This is a genomic window from Arthrobacter sp. Bi26, assembly GCF_918697925.1.
Classification (GTDB): Bacteria; Actinomycetota; Actinomycetes; order Actinomycetales; family Micrococcaceae; genus Arthrobacter.
The window spans coordinates 17,415-40,169 of the sequence record NZ_CAKKMF010000019.1 but is presented as its reverse complement, the minus strand read 5'-3'; the positions used below and the strand labels follow the sequence as shown (position 1 = coordinate 40,169).

18 protein-coding genes are annotated in these 22,755 nt (G+C 69.1%); 11 read left to right on the top strand and 7 right to left on the bottom strand.

Annotation, left to right across the window (positions count from 1 at the left end):
* The first annotated feature begins 182 nt into the window (after positions 1-182).
* From nirB to LQV16_RS07145, 6 genes are all read left to right on the top strand, one after another.
* On the top strand, positions 183-2,864 hold the full coding sequence (gene nirB / locus LQV16_RS07170) for a nitrite reductase large subunit NirB (RefSeq protein ID WP_290369345.1): 2,682 nt from the start codon (positions 183-185) through the stop codon (positions 2,862-2,864).
* Between the two features lie 2 nt (positions 2,865-2,866).
* On the top strand, positions 2,867-3,901 hold the full coding sequence (cobA, locus tag LQV16_RS07165) for a uroporphyrinogen-III C-methyltransferase (RefSeq protein ID WP_229993219.1): 1,035 nt from the start codon (positions 2,867-2,869) through the stop codon (positions 3,899-3,901).
* A gap of 8 nt (positions 3,902-3,909) precedes the next feature.
* Positions 3,910-5,121 carry a uroporphyrinogen-III synthase gene (locus LQV16_RS07160; RefSeq protein ID WP_229993218.1) on the top strand — a complete coding sequence of 404 codons (1,212 nt, stop codon included), beginning with the start codon at positions 3,910-3,912 and terminating at the stop codon, positions 5,119-5,121.
* 183 nt (positions 5,122-5,304) lie between these two features.
* The gene (locus tag LQV16_RS07155) at positions 5,305-6,222 is read left to right on the top strand and encodes an FAD-dependent oxidoreductase (protein WP_229993238.1); all 918 of its coding nucleotides are present in this window, start codon (positions 5,305-5,307) and stop codon (positions 6,220-6,222) included.
* Positions 6,223-6,382: 160 nt separating this feature from the next.
* Positions 6,383-7,081: a deoxyribose-phosphate aldolase gene (gene deoC, locus LQV16_RS07150; RefSeq protein WP_229993217.1), complete on the top strand. Its 699-nt coding sequence runs from the start codon at positions 6,383-6,385 to the stop codon at positions 7,079-7,081.
* A 53-nt stretch (positions 7,082-7,134) separates the two neighbouring features.
* A complete protein-coding gene (locus LQV16_RS07145) occupies positions 7,135-7,359 on the top strand; it encodes a hypothetical protein (RefSeq protein WP_229993216.1) in 225 nt (74 codons plus the stop codon).
* A gap of 101 nt (positions 7,360-7,460) precedes the next feature.
* Here LQV16_RS07145 and LQV16_RS07140 read toward each other — a convergent pair whose 3' ends face one another.
* The gene (locus LQV16_RS07140; RefSeq protein ID WP_229993215.1) at positions 7,461-8,303 is read right to left on the bottom strand and encodes a metal-dependent hydrolase; all 843 of its coding nucleotides are present in this window, start codon (positions 8,301-8,303) and stop codon (positions 7,461-7,463) included.
* A 4-nt stretch (positions 8,304-8,307) separates the two neighbouring features.
* Entirely contained in the window at positions 8,308-11,979 is a 3,672-nt protein-coding gene (mfd, locus tag LQV16_RS07135; RefSeq protein ID WP_229993214.1) for a transcription-repair coupling factor, read from the bottom strand.
* A 209-nt stretch (positions 11,980-12,188) separates the two neighbouring features.
* Here mfd and LQV16_RS07130 point away from each other — a divergent pair, with 209 nt between their 5' ends.
* The 5 genes from LQV16_RS07130 to LQV16_RS07110 all read left to right on the top strand — a co-directional run bounded on the left by LQV16_RS07130 (position 12,189) and on the right by LQV16_RS07110 (position 16,424).
* Entirely contained in the window at positions 12,189-13,754 is a 1,566-nt protein-coding gene (locus LQV16_RS07130) for an SDR family oxidoreductase (protein WP_229993213.1), read from the top strand.
* Between the two features lie 48 nt (positions 13,755-13,802).
* Entirely contained in the window at positions 13,803-14,300 is a 498-nt protein-coding gene (locus LQV16_RS07125) for a DUF2505 domain-containing protein (protein ID WP_229993212.1), read from the top strand.
* 4 nt (positions 14,301-14,304) lie between these two features.
* Positions 14,305-14,526 carry an SCO4848 family membrane protein gene (locus tag LQV16_RS07120; RefSeq protein WP_229993211.1) on the top strand — a complete coding sequence of 74 codons (222 nt, stop codon included), beginning with the start codon at positions 14,305-14,307 and terminating at the stop codon, positions 14,524-14,526.
* Between the two features lie 153 nt (positions 14,527-14,679).
* Entirely contained in the window at positions 14,680-15,081 is a 402-nt protein-coding gene (locus LQV16_RS07115; protein WP_229993210.1) for a VanZ family protein, read from the top strand.
* A gap of 29 nt (positions 15,082-15,110) precedes the next feature.
* Entirely contained in the window at positions 15,111-16,424 is a 1,314-nt protein-coding gene (locus tag LQV16_RS07110; protein WP_229993209.1) for a UDP-glucose/GDP-mannose dehydrogenase family protein, read from the top strand.
* 10 nt (positions 16,425-16,434) lie between these two features.
* Here the strand turns inward: LQV16_RS07110 and sufU are convergent, their stop codons facing one another.
* The 5 genes from sufU to LQV16_RS07085 form a co-directional block, all read right to left on the bottom strand.
* Entirely contained in the window at positions 16,435-16,890 is a 456-nt protein-coding gene (sufU, locus tag LQV16_RS07105; RefSeq protein ID WP_229993208.1) for a Fe-S cluster assembly sulfur transfer protein SufU, read from the bottom strand.
* 11 nt (positions 16,891-16,901) lie between these two features.
* Positions 16,902-18,209 (bottom strand): SufS family cysteine desulfurase, encoded by a 1,308-nt coding sequence (locus tag LQV16_RS07100; protein WP_229993207.1) that lies wholly within the window; start codon positions 18,207-18,209, stop codon positions 16,902-16,904.
* 91 nt (positions 18,210-18,300) lie between these two features.
* A complete protein-coding gene (locus tag LQV16_RS07095; RefSeq protein WP_229993206.1) occupies positions 18,301-19,857 on the bottom strand; it encodes a glycerophosphodiester phosphodiesterase in 1,557 nt (518 codons plus the stop codon).
* Complete coding sequence (locus tag LQV16_RS07090) at positions 19,854-21,230, bottom strand: hypothetical protein (protein ID WP_229993205.1); 1,377 nt, start codon at positions 21,228-21,230, stop codon at positions 19,854-19,856. Before LQV16_RS07090 ends, LQV16_RS07095 begins: the two co-directional genes overlap by 4 nt.
* Positions 21,231-21,286: 56 nt before the next feature.
* A complete protein-coding gene (locus LQV16_RS07085; RefSeq protein WP_229993204.1) occupies positions 21,287-22,717 on the bottom strand; it encodes a polysaccharide biosynthesis tyrosine autokinase in 1,431 nt (476 codons plus the stop codon).
* Positions 22,718-22,755 lie beyond the last annotated feature (38 nt).

Below are 22,755 nucleotides of genomic sequence, written 5' to 3'. Positions count from 1 at the left end.
GTTTCATCCGGACGCGCCGGATGTGTCCGGCGCGTAAAAGAGAGCTAACACGGCCGGAAATGCATTCGTGATGCAGAAGTTAAGATCACGAAACATAAGGGAAACTGAAGCGAAATTCCCGTTGCCTAGTCTGGGACGACAAGCTGCAGAGCACCGTCTGCGGCCCATGCGAAAGGCCCACCGTGACCGGACACCCCTCAAGCCACCCGAACCAGGGCGCAGCCAGCGCCGCCCCGCGCCGTATTGTGGTGGCCGGCGGCGGCCCCGCAGCGCACCGTTTTGCCGATGCCATGCACGCCCGCGGACTCGATGGCTGGCACGTTACCGTCCTCACCGAGGAAGCCCACCTCCCCTACGACCGCGTCGCGCTGAGCAAGGCACTGACCGACAGCGACGTCGACCTCACCCTGGGCAGCGCTTCCATGTGGGACCACACAGCCCTGAACCTCAAGACCGGCGAACGCGTCATCAGCATTGACGCCGCCGGCAAGACGGTCAAGACCGCGGCGGGAACCGTCTTTGAGTATGACGAGCTTGTGGTCGCGACGGGCTCGGACGCGGCCCGTCTGCCCATCCCGGGCTCTGAACTCACCCACGTCTACCGCACCCTTGAGGACGTCTGGTCCATCAACAAGGCGATCGCGGACCTCACCGAGAAGCTTGGCCGCAAGGTCAACGCTGTCACAATCGGCGGCGGTCTGCTGGGTCTGGAATCAGCGGCCGGCACCGAGCAGCTCGGCGCCACCCCGATCGTCATCAACGGCTCGCCGTGGCTCATGAACACCCAGCTGGACGAGGGTGCCGGACAGGCGCTCGGCCGCCTCATCGAGGCCAAGGGCTTCACCGTCCACGGCGGGGTGTTCCCCTCCGAGGTCCTCTCCGACGACGAAGGCCAGGTCACCGGCGTCCTCATGGCCGACGGCCGGATCATCGACGCCGACATCGTGATCGTTGCGATCGGTGTGCGGCCCCGCGATGAGCTCTTCCGGGCTGCGGAGGGTGCAGAGCAGCAGTTCCAGCTCGGCCAGCGCGGCGGCGTCGTCATCTCCGACGACTGCTCCACGGAGGTTCCCGGCATCTGGGCAATCGGCGAGGTCGCCAACTTCGGCGGCATGTGCCTGGGCCTGGTGGCCCCGGCCAACACGATGGCCGAAATCGTCGCGGACCGGCTGCACGGCGGCGACGCAACTTTCCCCGGCTTCGACACGGCCACCAAGCTCAAGCTCTCCGGCGTCGACGTCGCCAGCTTCGGCGATGCCTTCGCCCGCACGGAACACGCGCTCGAAATTGTCTACGCCGACCCCGCCCGCGGCGTCTACCAGAAGATCGTCACCACCGACGATGCCAAGACCCTGCTCGGCGGCATTTTCGTCGGCGACGCCTCGCCCTACACTTCCCTGCGCCCCATGCTGGGCCGCGAACTGGCCGCCGAACCCGGCGCCTACCTCACCGCGGCCGGCGGCGGCGAGGCCCCGGAGACCGAACTGCCGGACGACGCCATCCTGTGTTCCTGCAACAACGTCTCTGCGGGAACCATCCGCGACACCGTCAACGGCTGCGGGGCCTGCGACGGCAACGCGCCCGTCCAGGAACTCGGCGAGCTGAAGGGCTGCACCCGGGCCGGAACCAGCTGCGGTTCCTGCGTGCCGATGCTCAAGAAGCTGCTCGAGACCGAACTGACCAAGTCCGGCGTCGAGGTCTCCAAGGCACTCTGCGAACACATCGAGCTGTCCCGCCAGGAACTCTTCGACGCCATCCGTGTCCTGGAACTGACCTCCTTCGAGGAGATCATGGCCAAGTACGGCACCGGGGCCGGCTGCGATATCTGCAAGCCGACCATCGCCAACATCCTGGCCAGCCAGAACAGCGCCTACGTCCTGGACGCCGGCCGCGGCACCCTGCAGGACACCAACGACCGTGCCCTGGCCAACATGCAGAAGGACGGCACCTACTCGGTGGTTCCGCGCATCGCCGGCGGCGAGATCACCCCGAAGAAGCTCGGCGTGATCGCCGCTGTCGCCGAGCAGTACGGCCTCTACACCAAGATCACCGGCGGCCAGCGGATCGACATGTTCGGCGCCCGGCTGGAGCAGCTGCCGGAAATCTGGAAGATCCTCGTGGACGCCGGCTTCGAATCCGGCCAGGCCTACGGCAAGAGCCTGCGCACGGTGAAGTCCTGCGTCGGCTCCACCTGGTGCCGCTTCGGGGTCCAGGACTCGGTGGCCATGGCCATCGCGCTTGAGCTGCGCTACCGCGGACTCCGCAGCCCGCACAAGCTGAAGATGGGCGTCTCCGGCTGCGCCCGCGAATGTGCGGAGGCCCGGGGCAAGGATGTCGGCGTCATCGCCACCGCGGACGGCTGGAACCTGTACGTCGGCGGCAACGGCGGGGCCACCCCGGCGCACGCCCAGCTGCTGGCCAAGGACCTCGACGACGAAACCCTGATCAAGTACATCGACCGCTACTTCATGTACTACATCCGCACCGCCGACCGCCTGCAGCGCACCGCGCGCTGGCAGGAAGAGCTCGACGGCGGCATTAAGCACGTCGAGGACGTGGTGGTGCATGACACCCTGGGCATCGCCGAGGACCTTGAGGCCGCTATGGCCAAGCACGTTGACACCTACGTCGACGAATGGGCCGACACCCTGAAGGATCCCGAGCGCCTCCGCCGCTTCCGCTCCTTCGTCAACGCCCCGGACCAGAAGGACGATTCCATTACCTTCGTCTCCGACGAGCGCGGCCAGATGCGCCCCGCCACGGCCGAGGAGAAGGCGCTGGCCGGTCAGCAACCAGTCCTGATCGGCGCTTCCATTCCGGTCCGCGCCACCACCCCGGAACTGCTTGACGAGAACGAGGTATAGCCATGCAGCTCACCATTGACCTCACCGGACGCGAAGTCCTGGTCACGGGCGCGGACCACGCCGCGCGGCAGGCCGTGCGGCGCTATGAAGCGGCCGGCGCCATCGTGTTCCGCCTCAGCACGCCGCAGGGCGCCGGCATGGACGGCCCGCTGCCCGAGCGTCCGTTCCTGGTGGCGGCAGTCGACGACGGCCAGCCCGGCTGGGACGCCCTCCTGGGCCGGTGCCATGCCACCGGCATTCCGGTGGCGGCCGAGCCAGCGGCCGGCCCGGTAGGACACGTCACCCTCGTCGGCGGCGGCCCCGGGACCACCGAGCTGCTCACCATCGCGGCCGTTGCGGCGCTGCGGGACGCCGACGTCGTCTTCTATGACCGGCTCGCCCCGTACCAGGACCTGCCGTCCCTGACCTCGGCAGAGCTCGTGGATGTGGGCAAGAAGCCCGGCCACCACAAGGTCAGCCAGGCCGACATCGAAAAGCTCATGGTGGAAAGCGCCCTGGCCGGCAACAATGTGGTCCGCCTCAAGGGCGGGGACCCCTATGTCTTCGGCCGGGGAGGAGAGGAAGTCGCCTCCTGCGTCGCGGCCGGGGTCCCGGTCCGCGTCATCTCCGGAGTCACCAGCGCCATCTCGGTTCCGGCCGCCGCCGGCATCCCGGTCACGCACCGCGAAGTCAGCCACATGTTCACCGTGGTCTCCGGCCATGCCCCGCTGACTGAGAACGAATTAACGCACCTTTCCGGGCTCGGCGGAACCATTGTGGTCCTGATGGGCATCGGCACCCTGCACCACCTCGCAGCCGGACTCCGCCGGGCGGGGATGCGGGCCGACATGCCGATGGCGGTCGTCGAACGCGGCTACCGCCCCGGCCAGCGCACCACGATCGCCGAGCTGGGCACCATCACCTCCGCAGCCGCGGGCTGCAGTAACCCCGCCGTCCTGGTGATCGGGGACGTTGTCCGGGTGGCCGAGGCCAACCGGGGCTGTGCCGAGGCCACGGCAGAGCTCGACCGACTGGCCGCATCACTGATGGAGGCGTAAGGATTCCCATGAGCGCATTGAACGCCGTCGCCGCAACCTTCCCGGAGCCCGGCGCACCCTTAACCCCGTTGATCCCCGCCACGTCCGGCGCACCCGCGCCGGAACCTGCAGACGACGCGACCGAACGGGACCTTCCTTTGGACGGCTTCCGGATCGGCGTCACCTCGCACCGCCGCTCGCAGGACCTCATCGAGGCCCTCGAGCGCCGCGGTGCCGAGGTGCTTCACGCCCCGGCGCTGAAGATCGCCCCGGTCCGGGAGGACCAGAGCCTGATCGAGGACACCCGGGCGATCATCGCCGCCCGGCCCGACCTTTGTATCGCCACCACCGCCTACGGCATGCGCCGCTGGTGCGAGGCCGCGGACACCTTTGGCATTGGGGACCAGCTGCTGGAGACCCTCTCGGCCACACGGATGTTCGTCCGCGGGCCCAAAGCCCGCGGCGCCGTGCGTGCTGCCGGGCTCGCCGACGTCGGAATCAGCAGCGACGAAACCACCGCCACGCTCGTGGACATGCTCCTTGCCGAGGGTGTGCGGGGCAAGACAGTCGCGGTCCAGCTGCACGGCTACACCGATGTCCGCCAGCTCGAGCGCCTGCGCATGTCCGGCGCCACCGTCCTGACGGTCACCCCGTACCGCTGGGTCAAGCCCGACGGCGCCGACCGGCTGCCCAAGCTCATCGAGGCCGCGTGCAGTGGCAACCTCGATGTCCTGACCTTCACCAGCGCCCCCGCCGTGGACGCGATGTGGAGCACGGCGCATGAGATGGGCGTCTACAAACAGCTCGTGGAGAGCCTGAAGACCACTGTGGCGACCGCCGTCGTCGGGCCCATCACCGCGCAGCCGCTGCTCGACGCCGGGCTGCATCCGCTGATCCCGGAACGCTTCCGGATGGGCGCCCTGATCCGGCTGGTCTGCGAGCACCTGGCGCTCAACCACGTCCGCCGGCTCGACACCGTTTCCGGCAGCGTGGAGCTGCGCGGCCGCTCGCTGCGGATCAACGGCGAGGCGGTCGACATGGCACCGGCGCCCCTGCTGCTGCTGCGCGCGCTCATCGGCGCCGGCGGGGCCGTGCTGTCCCGCGAGGCGCTCTCGGACCTCCTGGAATTGCGCGGTTCCGTGCATGCCCTGGACATGACCGTCAGCCGGCTGCGGTCCGCGCTGCCGGACACCCGGCTCGTGGAAACCGTGGTGAAGCGCGGCTACCGGATCCGCGTGTAACGCAGTGGCAGAACGGGCCGCCGCGGAGGTGTGACGCACGGCATTACCGGCCGGTAAATACTGGCGAACAGGCAGGGCAAAAGCGGCAACACCCGGGAAACACCCCGGAAAAATCGGACGCCTACGCTGGGGTTCATCAAGCACACCGGCCACACGATGGCCACCCAGCGAAAGGGCCTGCACATGTCCGCTCCGGCATTGTCTCCCACCTCCGGCACGTCTACCTCGACGGCAGCCGCCTCCTCCTCCGCCTACAAGACAGCAGTCACGACGGCAGCCCGGCCCAGGATCGTCGTCGCCGGCGCCGGCCGGGCCGCCCAGGCCCTCGTCCGGCAGCTCACCCGGACCCCGTTTGCCGGCGCCATCACGGTCCTCAGCAACCGGGACGACGCCCCCGAGGAACTGCTGGAGCTCGCCGTCCTGCCCCAGGTGTCCATCCGCTTTGGCCAGCCGGCCAGCTACATCGACGCGGAAAACCGCCGCGTGACCACCGCCGACGGCATGGAATTCGACTACGACGAGCTCGTCATCGCCACGGGCTCCGCTCCCGCCGAGGCGCCGGTGGAAGGCGCCGCCCGGTGCCTGAGCTATTCCACGATCGACGACGCCGCCCGGCTGGGCGAGGCCGTCAAGGACGTCACCCGGGTCCTCGGCCGGCGCCCGCTGGGCATCCTGGTCGGCACGGGCTCGGCCGCCGGCCAGGCCGAGGCCGTCCTCCGGGCCCGCGGCGTCCGCCCCATCCGCACCACCGTCCGCCCCGCCGCCGTCGTTCCCACCATTGCCGGGTCCGTCCTGCCGGCGTCCGGCATCGTCTTCGAGGACGGCTCCAGCATGAACGGTGACCTCGTGATCCTCGCCGAGGAGCGCATCGCCCGCGACGAACTGGCCGCCACGGCCGGGCTCACCACCGCGCCCGGCGGCGGGATTGTCATCGGCCAGGACTTCCGCACCTCCGTGCCGGGCATATGGGCGATCGGTGACGCCGCGGCCTACGACGGCGTCCGGCTGGGACTGCTCGTGGCCTCCGGGTCGGCCGCGTCGGTGTGTGCCTCCCAGTTGCTTCAGGCCACCATGGGCCGGCCCCTGGCGGCCGCGGCCTGAGTGTGCGGGGGCGGCCCGGCTGGGGCGTCCGCCGGGCATGTTCCTATGGCAAGATGGTTCCCTGATAAGCCGCGCACCATGCGGCGCCGCCAGGGCCCGCAGGCCCACAAGGCCCGGGAAGGGACCGCCGCGTCCCAGGCCCGCCACGAAAGGGACCACCATGAGCCACGAAGCCGCTACCGCGGGCACGCCCAACATCGCCTCCTACATCGACCACACGCTGCTCAAGCCGGAGGCCAGCGAGGCGGAGGTGCTCAAGGTTTGCGCCGAGGCGGCCGAATACCATTTCAAGTCGGTCTGCGTGAATCCGGTCTGGGTCAAAACCGTCAAGACCGCGCTGAAGGGATCCGGCGTGCTGACGTGCTCCGTGGTGGGATTCCCGCTGGGCGCCACGCCGAGCGACGTCAAGGCCTTCGAGGCCCGCGGCGCGGTCCTGGACGGTGCAGAAGAGGTGGACATGGTCATCAACATCGCCGCTGCCCGTGCCAATGACAAGGGCGCGCTGGTGGATGACATCGCCGCCGTCGCCGACGCCGTGCACGAGGGCGGGGCCATCCTGAAGGTCATCATCGAAACGGCTCTGCTGAGCGATGACCAGAAAGTGCTCGCCTGCGAGGCCGCGGTGGAGGCCGGGGCGGACTTCGTGAAGACCTCCACCGGCTTCAACGGCGGCGGGGCCACGGCCGAGGACGTCGCGCTCATGCGGCGCACCGTCGGTCCGGACCTGGGGGTCAAGGCCTCCGGCGGCGTGCGTTCCCTGGCCGATGCTCAGGCTATGATTGCTGCAGGTGCAACACGTATTGGCGCCAGCTCCGGCATCGCGATCGTCAAGGGTGAACAGGGTTCATCCGCGTACTGATCCACGCCGGCAGCGCCCACAGTTTTGAGCCCCCCGGGGCCGAGGAGGAACGAATGTCCAGCAACACCACCCAGTCCCGACGCGTTGAGAACAGCCTCGGATCCAGCATCGCCCTGTTCGTGCCGATGATGGTCCTGTTCCTCGGCGCGATCTACTCCCTGGCCTTCCTGACGCTGGACAACGTCTGGCCGATGGCCGTCTGCCTGGTCCTCTTTGCCCTCTCGTTCTGGATCCCGCAGACGCTGCTGGGCCGCTCGGATTCGGCCGGCGAAAACTAGGCTCCCCCATTCTTGATGACTGAAGCTCCGGATCTTCCGGAGCTTCAGTCGTTTAAGGACCTCTGGTGCCCGGGGAGCCTCAGTCTTCTGGGGAGCGCAGCCTAGCCGGACACCAGCCCGAGCAGGCCCTTCACCAGGCCCTCGACCAGCCCCGTGCCCAGAGCCAGGGCTGCCGGGAAGTGCGCTTTGGCCACGGCCAGGCCGGCGCCAAACATCCCCACCATCGCATAGCCGCTCACCGGGATGAGGACGAACCATTCCCGCCGTGAGCCCGCCCGGCCCAGCAGCGGGATGGAGAACGCCCCGTTGGCCTTCCAGATGTTCTTGAGCAGCGGCAGTTTCCGCAGGACCTTCGGCGGCTTGATCACCAGCGGCCAGAGCAGCGGCACTCCCCCGGTGGTGATCATGTCCCCCACAATGTGCACCAGCACCCCGGTGAGCATCGAGACCGGCAGCCAGGTCCACTGGTGCGGCGCAAACCACGTCACGACTCCTGCCATGAGCAGCCCGAAGATCCAGTTGCTGATCCAGCCGTACTTGGGAAAGAGCTTCAGTGCCTTCACCGCGATGTTGATCATGAACATGCACAGCAGGCCGGCCCCGACGGACAGCAGCCCCCACTGGGTCTGCACCTGCCACTGCCCGGCGATCGTGGCCAGCAGCACGAAGAACGCCGCGCCCAGCACCGAGTGCGTGCCCTGCCGGTGGCCCCCGCTGACCTTCTCAATGCCGCGCGCCACCAGGTTGGACAGCGGCGGCAGCGCATGCGCCACAGTGCTGGCGCGGTGGTCCCAGTCGCAGACCAGCGCAGTCCCCGCCGTCGCCATGGCACCGATCACGATTCCCGCGGGATCCAGCGGGTACCAGCCAAGCGCATACGGGCCGGTCGAGGCAATGGCTACCCACGCCGCGGCTCCCGACGCGGCGTGATGTCCTCCCATCATTGTTCTATTTCACCGCTAACGGGGCGTCGGAGAAGATGTTGCGGATGACGCCGTTGGCCCACTCGAGGATCTCGGCGTCCTGCAGGTCCCGGCCGCCGATCCTGGCGGTCTTGGGCTTCGGGACAAGCACTGCGTCCAGGGCCGGCTTCGCCTGCGCGCCGGGGTACATCCGGGTGAGGCGCATGAGCTTGGACTCGGGCAGCTGCGCCGGGGAGAACTTGATGAAGTTGCCCTGCAGCGCGACGTCGGACAATCCGGCCTCGCGGGCGCCCACCCGGAACCGGGCGACGTCGATCAGGTTTGTCGCGGGCAGCGGCAGTTCGCCATAGCGGTCCACGAGCTCCGCGAGGACCTCATCGATCGCCTCGTAGGTGATGGCGCCGGCGAGTTTGCGGTAGGCCTCCAGGCGCAACCGCTCGCCCGGCACGTAGTCATGCGGCAGGTGCGCGTTGACCGGCAGTTCGATCTTCATTTCGGCGGCCTTCTCCTCGGCCTCGCCCCGGTATTCGGCCACGGCCTCGCCGACCAGCCGGATGTAGAGGTCGAAGCCGACGCCCTGGATGTGGCCGGACTGCTCGCCGCCGAGCAGGTTGCCGGCGCCGCGGATCTCCAGGTCCTTCATGGCCAGCTGCATGCCGGCGCCGAGCTCATTGTGCGTCGCGACGGCTTTGAGCCGTTCCAGCGCCACCTCGCCGAGCGGCTTTTCCGAAGGGTAGAGGAAGTAGGCGTAGGCGCGTTCGCGGCCGCGGCCCACACGTCCGCGCAGCTGGTGCAGCTGGGACAGGCCGTACTTGTCCGCGCCGTCCACGATCAGGGTGTTGGCGTTGGAGATGTCCAGGCCGGTCTCGATGATGGTGGTGCAGACGAGGACGTCGAAGCGCTTTTCCCAGAAGTCCACGATGATCTGTTCCAGCCGGCTCTCGGACATCTGCCCGTGCGCCACCTCCACCCGGGCCTCCGGGACGAGTTCGCGGATCTTCGCCGCGGTGCGGTCGATCGTGGACACCCGGTTGTGGACGAAGAACACCTGGCCTTCGCGCATCAGTTCGCGGCGGATCGCGGCGGAGGTCTGCTTGTCCGTGTACGGGCCCACGTAGGTCAGCACGGGGTGCCGCTCCTCTGGCGGGGTGGCCAGGGTGGAGGTTTCGCGGATGCCTGTCAGGGACATTTCCAGGGTCCGCGGAATCGGGGTGGCGCTCATGGCCAGGACGTCCACGTTGGTGCGCATCTTCTTCAGCGCCTCCTTGTGTTCGACGCCGAAGCGCTGCTCCTCGTCCACGATCACCAGGCCGAGGTCCTTGAAGCCGAAGTCCTTGGACAGCAGCCGGTGCGTGCCGATCACGACGTCCACGGAACCGCTCTTGACGCCGTCGGCGGTTTCCTTGGCCTCCTTGCCGCTCTGGAAGCGGGACAGAGGCTTGACGACGAGCGGGAACCCGGAAAACCGTTCGGTGAACGTCTCGTAGTGCTGCTGGGCGAGCAGGGTCGTGGGCACCAGCACGGCCACCTGCTTGCCATCCTGGACGGCCTTAAACGCAGCCCGGACCGCGATCTCGGTCTTTCCGTAGCCGACGTCGCCGGAGATCAGCCGGTCCATCGGGATCTCGCGCTCCATGTCGGCCTTGACCTCGTTGATGGTGGTCAGCTGGTCCGGGGTCTCCACGTACGGGAAGGCCTCCTCCAGTTCCCGCTGCCACGGGGTGTCCGGGCCGAAGGCGTAGCCGCGGGAAGCCATCCGGGCGGAGTAGAGCCGGATCAGCTCGCCGGCGATCTCCTTGACCGCCTTGCGGGCCTTGGACTTGGTGCTGGCCCAGTCCGCGCCGCCCATCTTGCTCAGCGCCGGAGTGTCCCCGCCCACGTACCGGGTGACCTGGTCCAGCTGGTCGGTGGGCACAAAGAGCCGGTCGCCGGGGGCTCCGCGCTTGGACGGGGCATATTCCAGCACCAGGTACTCGCGCACCCCGTCGCCTCCTCCGGCCACCCGACGCTGGATCAGCTCCACGAACCGGCCGATGCCGTGCTGTTCGTGCACCACCGAGTCCCCGGCCACGAGCTGGAGCGGGTCCACGGCGTTCCGCCGCTTGGACGGCATCCGGCGCATGTCCTTGGTGGACCCGGCGGAGGTCCGGCCCAGGAGGTCCGCCTCGGTCAGCAGCGCCAGCTTGAGCGGATCCAGGACAAAACCGCGGCCGACGGCGGCGGTGGTCACCTCGATCAGCCCGGCCTGCGGGTCCGCCTCGAGGGTGTCCACCCGGGCGCAGGGGATGTCGTTGTCGTGGAAGAGTTCCGCGAGGCGCTGCGCCGGGCCTGGACCCTCGGTGACCACGACGATCCGCCACTGGTCCCGGACGCGGGAGCCGATGAAGTCCATCATTTCCGCCACGTCGCCCTGGTAGCCGCGGGGTTCCCGGGCGTGCAGGTTCAGCACGTCGACGTCGGGCAGCAGCTCTTCGTCGCTGGCCAGCGAGGTGATGGACCACCAGGAGACGCCGTGCTCCAGTGCTGCGGTGCGGGTATCGGTCAGCGAGCGGAAGCTGGCCGAGTGCAGCGCTTCGGACGCCGCAGAGGCCAAAACAGTGTCCAGCGCCAGGGGCGCGGGGCCGCCGTCGGACGCCGTGGACCAGGCGGCCTCGAGGAATTCCTCGTTGGTCGCGGCGAGGTCGTGGGCCCGGGTGCGGACCTTCTCCGGTTCGATCACCACCGAGATGGAACCGGCCGGGAGCTGGTCCAGGAACGGCACCATGGCGTCCACCAGCACGGGAGCCAGCGATTCCATGCCCTCGACGGCGATGCCGCCGGCGATCTTCTCCAGCATGTCCGCGGCGGCCGGGAGCTGGGACTTCAGGGTGGCCGCGCGGGACATGACGGAGGGCGTGATCAGGATTTCGCGGCACGGCGGGGCATGGAGTTCGGTGGGATGGTGCAGGCCGGGCGCTGTCAGCGAGCGCTGGTCGGCGACGGCGAACCAGCGCATCTGGTCCACCTCGTCGCCAAAGAACTCGACCCGGATGGGGTGGTCCTCGGTGGGCGGGAAGACGTCCAGCATGCCGCCGCGGACGGCGAACTCGCCGCGGCGGGTGACCATGTCCACCCGGGCGTAGGCGGCGTCGGCGAGGCTTTTGACGACACTGCTGAAGGGGGCCTCCTGGCCGAGCTTCAGGGTCACGGGCACCAATTCACCCAGGCCTGCGACGATCGGCTGCACGACGGCGCGCACGGGGGCCACCACGACGCGCAGAGCACCGGCGGTGGACGATTCGGGGTGCGCGAGCCGCCGGAGCACGGACAACCGCCTGCCCACGGTGTCCGAGCGCGGGGAGAGCCGCTCATGCGGCAGGGTCTCCCAGCTGGGGAACTCGGCCACGGCGTCGGCGGGCAGGAAGGCGCGCAGGGCCTCGGTCAGGTCCTCGGCCTCGCGGCCGGTCGCGGTGACAGCCAGGACCACGGGCACCGGAGAGCCGGCCCCGGCAGAGCCGGTTTCGTTCGCCGCATGCGCCGTGAGTCCGTCCGCCATTTCGGCGAGCAATGTGGACCGCATTCCGGCCGGGGCGCTGATCTGGTAGTCCTCGCTGCGGGCGGCAAACCCGCGGGCGGCCTCGGCCTGGATCCGGGCGTAATTCCGGTCTTCGGCGAGGACACGGCGCAAACCGGTGAGAGAGGGGCCGTTGAGGCTCATAGCTGTTGCTCCTGATGTGATCACGGGGTGCAGGCAACACGAATAGCCGGAATTCGTGAGAATCCCGGGTCCTCCAAGCCTACCGCGGAGCCCCGGGCCAGACCGACGAGGCTAGGCTGGCGGGAGGAGCGGGTGGCCCATCCGAAGTGCCCTGGGCACCGAATCGCTTGGTAGGCCACCCGCCAACTGCTGGCTGACAAGGAGTCACCATGAACGGCACAACAGCAACCCCTGAACCCGCCCGAACGCCTGCTCCAGCCCCGCAGGCGGTCTCCGCCAAGGCCGCCTCCCCGAAAACCGTGCTGGTCACCGGGGCCACCGGCTACATCGGCGGGCGGCTGGTCCCCCGGCTCCTGGAAGCCGGGCACACGGTCAAAGTCGTGGTCCGCACGCCGGCCAAGATCGCCGGCGTGCCGTGGCTGGATGACGTCGAGGTGGTCCACAGCAGCCTCGACGACGGCGAGGCCCTGCGGGAGGCGCTCGGCGGCGTCGACGTCCTGTACTACCTGGTCCATTCCATGGCGGCGGGGGCCGGATTCGAAGCCAAGGAAAAGGCGATGGCCGGGACGGCGGCCCGGGCCGCAGCCGCGGCCGGAGTGGACCGGATTGTCTATCTCGGCGGCCTGCACCCGGCAGGGGCCGAGCTGTCCACCCACATGCGTTCCCGTGAGGCGGTGGGGAAAGTTTTCCTGGACAGCCCGGTGGACGCAGTGGTGTTCCAGGCCGGCGTCGTCATTGGCTCAGGCTCGGCGTCGTTCGAAATGATCCGGCATTTGTCTGAGACGCTCCCGCTCATGCCGGCACCGAGCTGGGTGCGCAACAAGATCGAGGCGATCGCCGTCCGCGATGTCCTGTACTACCTCGTGGCCGCGGCGTCGCTGGAAGGAACCATCAACCGGACGTTCGACATCGGCTGCCGCCAGGTGCTCAGCTATGCGGGAATGATGCAGGAGTACGCGGCCGAGGCGGGCCTGCCGCACCGGGTGGTTCTGGCGCTGCCGGTCCCTGCCCCCAAGCTGGCCGGCGTGTGGGTGGCGCTGACTACGCCGATCCCGCTCTCCATGTCCCTGCCGCTCGTGGAATCGCTCCAGCACGACGCCGTCGCCGGCGAGCACGACATCGATGCGTACATCCGGGTACCGGAAGTCGGCCTGACCCCCTACCGGCGGGCCGTGGCCCTCGCCCTGGGCAAGGAACGCGACGGTCAGGTGGAAACCACCTGGGCCAGTGCCGGTGTCGACGCCGATCCCCTGCCGAGCGACCCGGACTGGTCCGGCCACACGGTGTACGTGGACGAGCGCAGCTTCCCCAGCGACGTGGACCCGCGGCACGTTTGGACCGTCATCGAAGGAATCGGCGGCCGGAACGGCTGGTACTCCCTGCCGCTTGCCTGGCAGGTGCGCGGCTGGCTGGACAAGCTCACCGGCGGCGCGGGGCTGCTGCGGGGCCGCCGGCACCCGCACCTGCTGGCCGAGGGCGAGGTGGTGGACTGGTGGCGGGTCGAGCGGATCGACCGTGGCCGGCTGCTGCGTTTGCGGGCCGAAATGCGGGCCCCGGGCAGGGCCTGGCTCGAACTTTCCGTGGAGCCGGAGGGGGCGGGCAGCCGCTACCGCCAGCGCGCCATCTTCTTCCCCAAAGGCCTCAGCGGCCGTCTGTACTGGCTCGCCGTGCTGCCTTTTCACAGCGTCATATTTCCGGCCATGTCGCGGAATATCACTGCCGCCGCCCGGGACCTGGAAGACCTCGAATCGAAGCCTGCCGGGCACACGACGTAGGATGTTGGAGCCCGAAACGTCCACTTCCCTATCACGGAGGACCCCCCTATGGCCCTGAGTGCATCCACTACCGTTCCGCACAGCGTTGACCGTGTTACCGCGGTTTTCGTCAATGAAGACTTCCTGCGCCACACGAGCGAACTCGTCGGCGGCACCCTGGAATCCTTCGCCCTTGACGGAGACCCCGCCGGCGCGTTCAGCACCACCACTGTGCGGACCATCCCCACCACGCGGATGCCTGACATCGCGCGGAAATTTGTCGGCGAAAGCCTGAAAGTAACCCAGCTGGAGGACTGGGAGGCCCCCGCCGCCGACGGCTCGCGGCAGAGCAAGATCTCCCTCAAGGTCTCCGGCGCACCGCTGGACGTGAACGCTGTCCAGCGCCTCGTCTCCGACGGCGGCAGCACCCGGATCGAGCTTGAGGGCAACGTCACCTCCTCAGTGCCGTTCCTTGGCGGCAAGATCGCCGATGCAGCCGAACCGATGGTCGGCAAGGCCCTGAACATTCAGTCCCAGCAGGCCCAGGCCTGGCTCGAGAGCCACTAGCGCCGTGGAGTTGCCCGCGTTCCTCGCCGTCGTCCTGGTCATTGCCGGCGTCTGGTCCCTGGTGGTCTGGCCGCAGTTCCTGCGCCGGGTCATGAAGGACCCGCGCGCCCGTGACGCCGACGGCAAGGCCACGCGCTTCCTGACCGTCCACGTGGTCCTCGTCAGCATCTCCATGCTGCTCGGGGCCGCGACGGCGGCGATTGGCGTTGCCGGGCTGATCGGCTAGCATCCGGCACACCGGCGGTAATACGACCGCCGGTGTGCCGGATTTCCTGCTCTGGCGGCGTGCTGGCGGCTAGAATCGGCAAAAAGGTGGACCGCTGAAAGGGGACGCCGTTTGCTACCCCGTCGTGCGGCTATATGGGCACTGGGCGCCTATGTGCTTGCCCTTGGCCTTATTGCGCTCTGGCCCGTTCCCGTGGACCAGGGATCGTCCGATCTCCTGATGCGGGCGCTGCGGAAGCTGCACCGCTGGGGCGTCCCCGCCTCCTTCGACTACGGGGTGGTGGAACTGGCCGCCAACGTGCTCCTGTTCCTTCCCCTGGGCGCCCTGGTGGCCCGGATCCTGGGCGCACGGCTGTGGTGGGGCGGGGTTGCCGTCGGCTTCGTCGTCTCGGTCCTCATTGAGCTCGCCCAGCTTGTCTTCCTCCCGGCGCGCTTTCCCTCGGTCGCCGACGTCGCCGCGAACACGTTCGGTGCCATGGTCGGCGCCTTCGCGGCCCTGTTGCTCATGGCATTCCACGGCCGTGTACGAAACCCGGACCCGGCACGTACGCTGTGAACTATCCACGGCGAGAGGACACGGCAGCTATGCGGATCTCGGTTATCGGTTGCGGTTATCTCGGCGCGGTCCATGCGGCAGCCATGGCCAGCCTGGGGCACGACGTTGTCGGCATCGACCTGGACGGGCACAAGGTGGCGCAGCTGTCCCTTGGCACGGCCCCGTTCTACGAACCGGCGCTGGATGACCTCCTCGCGGAGCTGGCCCACTCGGGCCGGCTGCGGTTCACCACCGACATGGCGGCCGCCCGCGGCGCCGAGGTCCACTTCATCTGCGTCGGAACGCCACAAAAGCGCGGCGAAAACGGCGCGGACCTGCGTTACGTGGATGCCGCCGTCGCGTCCCTCGCGGCCCAGCTCTCCCCCGGCGACGTCGTCGCCGGGAAATCCACGGTGCCCGTGGGAACCGCCGCTCGGCTGGCCGACGTGCTGGCGGAGACGGAACCCGGCGCCACGCTGGTGTGGAATCCTGAATTCCTGCGCGAAGGCCACGCGGTGGCGGACACCCTGAACCCCGACCGGTTCGTCTACGGGACACCGGACGGCAACGAAGAACATCCCGCGGTGGCCGTCCTGGACCAGGTCTATGCGACGCCGCTCGCCGGCGGGACACCCCGGCTCGTGCTCGACTACGCCACGGCGGAACTGGTCAAGGCGGCCGCCAACTCGTTCCTCGCGACCAAAATATCCTTTATCAACGCCATGGCCGAGGTCTGCGAAGCCACCGGGGCCGACGTCACCCGGCTGGCTGATGCGATCGGGCTCGATGAGCGGATCGGACGGAAGTTCCTGAACGCGGGCATCGGATTCGGCGGCGGCTGCCTGCCCAAGGACATCCGGGCGTTCATGGCCCGCGCCGGTGAGCTGGGGGCGGACCAGGCGCTGACGTTCCTGCGGGAAGTGGATGCCATCAACATGCGGCGCCGGACCCGGGTGGTGGAACTGACGCGCGAACTGTGTGGCGGGTCCCTGCTGGGCCAGCGGATCGCCGTGCTGGGGGCGGCTTTCAAGCCCGAGAGCGACGACGTCCGGGACTCTCCCGCGCTCAGCGCCGCCGCGCAGCTGCAGCTGCAGGGCGCCGTGGTGACGGTCACGGACCCCCAGGCGCTGGCCAACGCCGCCAAGCGCTTCCCGGAGCTGCCGCTCGAGCCGGATCTGGACACGGCGCTGCACAGGGCCGACGCCGTGCTGCTGCTGACCGAGTGGCAGGCCTACCGGGAGCTTGATCCGCACGCGGCCAAGGCGCTCGTGTCCGCGCCCCGCATCCTGGACGGCCGCAACGTCCTGAATCCGGCGAAGTGGCGGGCCGCCGGTTGGATCTACAAGGGCCTGGGCCGGCCGTGACGAGGTGGGCTCAGGCTGCCAGCGCCTGGCCCAGGGCGTCTTCCGCGGCGACCCATGAGAGCATGGCGCACTTGACCCGGGCGGCATAACGGGACACGCCCTCAAACGCGGCGGCGTCACCCAGCACCTCCGGATCGGCCGGCACCTTGCCGCGCGAACGCAGCACTTCGCGGAAGCTGTCAATGACGGTGCGGAGCTCCCCGACCGTCATGCCCTCGGCGAGGTCCGTCAGGACGGACGCCGAGGCCATCGAGATTGAGCAGCCGTCGCCGTCCCAGCGCAGCTCGCTGACCTTCCCGCCGGCCACGGACACCCGGACCGTGATTTCGTCGCCGCAGGTCGGGTTCAGCTGGTGGGACTGGCCGCTGCTCGCGCCATTGGGTGCGTCCGCGGCGGCGAGGCCACTGCCGTGCCGGGCCTTGGCGTGTTCCAGGATGATCTGCTGGTAGAGCTGGTCAAGACTCATGGATGTCCGTCCTAGGCTTGGAAGTAGGCACGGACATCGGCGACCGCGTTCAGGAACGCGTCCACATCGTCCGTGGTGTTGTAGAGGTACGTGCTGGCGCGCGTCGTCGCCGTCAGTCCCAGCCTGCGGTGCAGTGGCTGGGCGCAGTGGTGACCGACCCGCACGGCGATGCCCCGGCTGTCCAGGAACTGGCCGACGTCGTGTGCGTGGACGCCCGCGACGTCGAACGCCGCCAGGCCAATCCGTTCCTGCCCCGCCGCGGGACCCAACACCCGGATTCCGGGGATGGATCCCAGGCCCTGCACCAGGCGCTGGCCGAGTTCGGCTTCCCAGGCGTGGATGCGGTCCATCCCGATTTCGCTGAGGTAGTTTACCGCCGCGGCGAGCGCCACCGCCTGCGAAATGCGCTGGGTGCCGGCCTCGAAGCGTTGCGGGCTCGGCAGGAAACCCGCCCGTTCCATCGTGACGGTGGTGATCATGGAGCCGCCGGTCAGGAACGGCGGCATCGCGTTCAGCAGCTCCGAGCGGCCATAGAGGGCGCCGATACCGGTGGGGGCGAGCATCTTGTGGCCGGAGAACACCGCGAAGTCGACGTCGAGGGCCTTGACATCCAGGGGCAGGTGCGGCGCGGACTGGCAGGCATCGAGCACCACGAGGGCCCCCGCGGACCGGGCCAGGGCAACCAGGGCGGCCACCGGGTTGATGGTGCCCAGGACGTTGGACGCGTGGGTGAACGCCAGGACGCGGGTGCGGGGGCCGACGAGGCCGGCGGCGGCCGCCAGGTCCAGGGCGCCGGCATCGTCGATCGGGATGAACTTCACGACAGCGCCGGTCCGGGCCGCCAGCTCCTGCCAGGGGATCAGGTTGGCGTGGTGTTCCATCTCCGTGACCACGATTTCGTCGCCCGGGGCCAGGGCGAACCGGGCCGCTTCGGGTCCGGCGCCGGGCAGGGACGCGTTGAGGAAGGAGTACGTGAGCAGGTTCAGGCCCTCCGTGGCGTTGGAGGTCCAGATGAGTTCATCCCACTCCGCGCCGACAAAGTCCGCCACTGTTTCCCGGGCGTTTTCGAAGGCCTCGGTGGCCTCGACGGCGAGGTGGTGGGCCCCGCGATGGACCGCGGAGTTCCGCTGCTCGTAGAATTCCTGCTCCGCCTCGAGCACGCTGAGCGGGTTCTGCGAGGTGGCCCCGGAGTCCAGGTAGACGAGGGGCCGGCCATTGACGTGCTGCTGCAGGATCGGGAAGTCGTTGCGGATCCTCAGAACCTCCTCGTTTCCGAGCACAGCGGCAGAGCGGCGGAGGTGGGCTGGGGTGGCAACCATGGCGGAGACTCCTGGATCGGCGTTCGCTGCGGCGTACCCCTGCCGGCCGGGCAGCCGGCGGCACGAAATACGTCACACAGATTAAACCTAATTATCCCACGTTCCCGCAGCCCTCCTGCGCGGCCACCGCGCGGACCCGCACACCGCGGAACTCGACGGGAGGTCCGGCGTCGTAACTCTTCCGCAGGGTCAGCCATGCCCCGCCGTAGCGGGTGTCTTCGGCGGAGACGTTAGCGCCGGAGGTGCCGCCCCCGTCCCGGCGGACGCTGATGTGCCACGGCCCCAGCGTCACCACGAACTTCATCCACTCCCCGGGCCGGGGCGCCGGGCTGCCGGACTCCGCGAGCCGGACCGGGGCCGCGGTGCCGGCGTCGTGCCGGTAGAGCGCCAGCGTGCCGTCCCCGGCGACGTCCAGGACATAGCCGGGAACTTTCAGGGCGGACCCCGGACGGTAGGGCGCGTCGGAGTCCTGGCCAAAGGCCACCCCCGCGCCCGGGCCTGCCCCAGGGAGTCCGGACGGCCAGCGCAGCTCGAACTCGATTTCCCAGTCCGGGGAATCAACCGCCCCCGCCAGGGAGCCCAGGACGTAGCCGGACTTGTCCGGGCTGGAGATGCTGAGGGCCCCGTCGGCAAACGCCGGCTGCCCATCCCAAACGGCGTCGGCAGCCCACGGCAGATCGCCGGTTCCCCGGCGGCCGGCGGAGAAGCCGTCTTCCCGGAGCGGTTCCTCCTGGTGCAGGACATAGCGGATGTTGGAGCAAATGAAGCCCCGCACACCCAGGTCCTGCAGGCGGGCGTGCTCGCTGCGACGGTGCAGCTCCCAAGCGAGCACCGGCTTGCCGGAGGCGACCATCTGGCGGATCATCGCCTCCGGCGCGTTGTGGTGGATGCCGAGCAGGTCCGCCCGCGGGATGAGCCCGGCCACCTTGTCCTGCTCCCGCGCCGTGAGGTAGCCGAAGGTGGTGTAACCCCTGGCCGCCGCGAGCTCATGCCCCCGCGACGCGGCCGGCTGCTTCCACACCACATGCTCCCGGGCCCCGGGATAGTTCTCCAGCAGGGCCAGGATTTCGTCGGCGTTGGTCCCGGGCTTGTCCTCAAGGAAGATCACGTGGCTGGCGGCGAACGCGTCCAGGACGTCGGTGAGGAGCGGGATGGGCTCCAGCGGCGTGGCCGGGCCGAGCCAGGCCCGGGCGTCATTGCGCAGCGGCTCCAGCGCGGCGTAGGGCGCCCGGGCGATGGTCAGGTCAATGCCGGTCAGCCGCTGCGTGTTCAGATCGTGGTGGCAGACCAGCACGCCGTCTTCGGTGGCGGAAACGGACACCTCGATCGCCTTCAGCCCCGCTGCCGCCGCCCCCTTGTAGGCGCGCATCGTGTGCTCTGGCCAGTTGTCCCCGGAGCCCCGGTGCGCGACGAAGAACGACGGCGCCTCGAGCAGGTCCGCGACCGTGAAAGGCCCTTTGTCCCCCGGCGCCGCGACCGCACCCGCCGTGACGAATTCCTTGGCCGCGGATGCCGCCGGGACGATCGGGGGCCGCGGCCGGGCCGTGGCCCCCGGCGCCGCGGAGTTTCCGGGGCACGAAGAGCAGCCTGCCACGCCCAGCACCGCCCCTGCTGCGGCGAGGCCCAGGAACTGCCGCCGCGCGATCACGGCGATCCTGCGCCCGGCAGATTCGCGGGGGTGAGGGCCGAATTCTTCACGGAGGCTTGGGCCGGGGTTTCGGCCGGGGCTTGACCAGTGGTTCCGGCCCGGGCGCGCGCGGGGGCTGTGGCGGGGACAGGCGGCGACGCCGCACGGCGGGCCTCGTCGGTTGCGATGACCACCATGGCCAGCACCGTCCAGACGACGATGCCGCCGGCGGAACGCGTGGCCAGGGAGCTGTATGTCTGTGGAATGACCAGCGCCATGATCCCGGCCAGCGCCAGGCCAGGGTAGCCGGTCCTCATGCCGCGGAGCACCAAGACTGCCATGGCACCGAAGTAGAGCACGGCGAACAGGAGGCCGAAGTCGATGCCGTACATCAGGATCGGATTCTCGAAGCTCGTTTGCAGCCCGGCCTGGACCGCCACCCGGTAGCTGGAGCCGATCCCCTGGCCGGCCACGGCGTAGTCGTTCCAGCGGCTGAGGAAGTACTCGAGGGCGATGCTGCGCGCCTCACTGGACCCGGTGTCGTTGGCAACCCGCGCCGCCACGCCGGCCACCAGCGGGGATTGCATGATGGCGGCGCCCACTCCCGTCATCACCAGGAGCATGGCCGTCTTGACCCAGACAGGCCGCCGGACAAAAAGCACCACCACCACGGTTGCCACGGCCAGGGCCACGAGTCCCACGCGGGACTGCGAAATCAGCACCGCCACGGCCATGAGTCCCAGCAGCCCGGCCTGCAGCCACTGACGTGACAGGCCTGCCACCAGTGGCGCCGCAACACTGACAACGAGGGACAGGGCGAGCGGCTGGTCCAACGTCCCCATCCAGCGCCCGGAGTTCCTGGCGAACCAGTACTGGGTCTCGAATCCTGCCTCATAGAACAGGACATTGCCGCTCAGCCACTGCGCGACAGCCACGGCACACGCGAGGGCAACGAGGCCCAGGAGCACGGTGCGCAGCAGCACCACGAGTCCGCCGCCGCGAACGGCTTCGGCGAGCAGCAGCAGGAAGAACAGCACCGGCACCACAATCTGGTCCACCAGCAGCACCATTCCACCGCCATTGCCGGACGTCGATGTGGCCAGGTACGCCGCCACGATGACCAGGCCAAGGACCAGGAACAGCAGGAAGTGACGGCCCAGGACAATCCTGACGCTGGCCGGATCGTGAAAGAGCCGGACCAGGAAGATGCAAAGCACCAGCCAGGTCGCGGGATGGACGGACACGGGGCCGGAGGACACTCCGGTGAGCGTCGCGGCCCCGATCGCCGGCACCAGCAGCCACAGCCCCAGCACCGCAGCCAGTGGCACCCTGGCGTGTTTGCGGCAGAGGAAAGCCGCCGCGAGGGACACTCCGATCCAGGCCGCCAGCTGCATTTAGGCCACCCGGCCGGACGTCACGATCCGGCCCGGAACAGCGACGCCGTCCACCCTCACCTCCGGCCGGCAGAGTGCTTGACCGGTGCCGGTTCCGCGGGCACCGCCGGGGGCGTCACCTTGGCTCGTCGGATCGGCCTGCGGAGCCATGCCCGGGGCTGCTTGCGCCCTTCGGACAGTCGGAGCGGAAGGGCGTTCAGCACAGCGCCCGCCACTGTGACCTTGACCAGATCCAGGTTCCGCAAGGACGCGCCCAGCAGTTCGCGCGTCACGCTCCGGTACCGGACCACCAGCACTGTGAAGTCCGCTTGCACGGCCAGCAAGGCCGCGTCGCTGAACGGCTGCATGGCTGGCGCGTCGAGGATGACGCGGCTGTAGCTGCCCCGCATCTCGCCGAGCGCGGCCGTCATGGCCCGGCTTGCCAGAAGTTCTGTGGGGTTCTCGGGAACAGAGCCGGCAGCCACAATGTGCAGCCGGTCGCTCGCCGTTTTTTGGATGACACCGTTCAGTCCGGCCCGGCCGGCGAGGACGTCGGTCAGGCCCATTGTGTTGCCAAATTTGAGTTCCGACGCCAGCCTCGGGCGCCGGAGGTCCGTTTCCACCAGCAGGACTTTCTCCCCCGCGTCGGCCCAGGCCCGGGCCAGCATGAGTGCCACGGTGGTCTTGCCCTCCCCTGCCCGCGCCGAGGAAATGAGCACGACGCCGGAGGCCGGCAGTGCGGGCAGATGGTCCACGTTGGTGCGGAGCCGGCGTGCCGCCTCATCGAGCAGCGAGGCCGCGCGGCGATCCAGGATGCCGGAGAACTTGCGTGCGTCTGCGCTGACCGGGACGCGGGCCAGCAGCGGCAGCCCGGACGCGGCTTCGACATCTTCGGGGGTCCGGAGCGTGTGGTCCGCCATCCGGCGGGCGACCGCGATGGCGATGCCGGCGCCGAGGCCAAGCAGCGCGCCCAGACCAAGGTTCAACGAAAGTCGGGGGGACACCGGATCCGTGTCGTCCGTGGGTCCCGCCACCACGTTCAGGACGGTCTGCCCGCCGCCGCTCTGGGTCCGGCCGGCTTCAACGTCAGCCAGGGCCGTGTTGAGGCCGGAGACGATCTCGCGGGCGATCCCGAGAGCTTTGGCCTGGTCCGGCATGCTCACGACGACCGTCAACATCATGGTGTCCTGGTCCGCCGAGGCGCTGACGCTCTGCGCGATGTCCGCTGCCGACAGGCCGGTGGAACTGCTGCTGACGAGCTTTTCCACAAACTTGTCGCTCTTGACCAGGCTCGCGTAGGAGGCGATGCGTCCCCGCGACAGTTCGAGGGACTGCAGGGACGACTGTCCCGTTGCCGGCGGCGACACGACGTAGAACTTGACGGCGCTTTGATACACCGGCGTTGCCGTCGATGTCACGCCCCAGGCGACTCCGACGCCCGCCAGCAGGCACACGAGCACTATCAGCCAGCTCCGCGCAATTGCGCGTCCGTACTCAGACAGTTCCAAGCGAACCCCCCATGCGGCCACCACGCCGTGCCTGCAGC

Coding starts and splice junctions, on each gene's coding strand:
- cobA (WP_229993219.1), top strand. CDS start 2,867: ATGCAGCTCACCATTGACCTCACCGGACGCGAAGTCCTGGTCACGGGC.
- LQV16_RS07160 (WP_229993218.1), top strand. CDS start 3,910: ATGAGCGCATTGAACGCCGTCGCCGCAACCTTCCCGGAGCCCGGCGCA.
- LQV16_RS07155 (WP_229993238.1), top strand. CDS start 5,305: ATGTCCGCTCCGGCATTGTCTCCCACCTCCGGCACGTCTACCTCGACG.
- deoC (WP_229993217.1), top strand. CDS start 6,383: ATGAGCCACGAAGCCGCTACCGCGGGCACGCCCAACATCGCCTCCTAC.
- LQV16_RS07145 (WP_229993216.1), top strand. CDS start 7,135: ATGTCCAGCAACACCACCCAGTCCCGACGCGTTGAGAACAGCCTCGGA.
- LQV16_RS07140 (WP_229993215.1), bottom strand. CDS start 8,303: ATGATGGGAGGACATCACGCCGCGTCGGGAGCCGCGGCGTGGGTAGCC.
- mfd (WP_229993214.1), bottom strand. CDS start 11,979: ATGAGCCTCAACGGCCCCTCTCTCACCGGTTTGCGCCGTGTCCTCGCC.
- LQV16_RS07130 (WP_229993213.1), top strand. CDS start 12,189: ATGAACGGCACAACAGCAACCCCTGAACCCGCCCGAACGCCTGCTCCA.
- LQV16_RS07125 (WP_229993212.1), top strand. CDS start 13,803: ATGGCCCTGAGTGCATCCACTACCGTTCCGCACAGCGTTGACCGTGTT.
- LQV16_RS07110 (WP_229993209.1), top strand. CDS start 15,111: ATGCGGATCTCGGTTATCGGTTGCGGTTATCTCGGCGCGGTCCATGCG.
- sufU (WP_229993208.1), bottom strand. CDS start 16,890: ATGAGTCTTGACCAGCTCTACCAGCAGATCATCCTGGAACACGCCAAG.
- LQV16_RS07100 (WP_229993207.1), bottom strand. CDS start 18,209: ATGGTTGCCACCCCAGCCCACCTCCGCCGCTCTGCCGCTGTGCTCGGA.
- LQV16_RS07090 (WP_229993205.1), bottom strand. CDS start 21,230: ATGCAGCTGGCGGCCTGGATCGGAGTGTCCCTCGCGGCGGCTTTCCTC.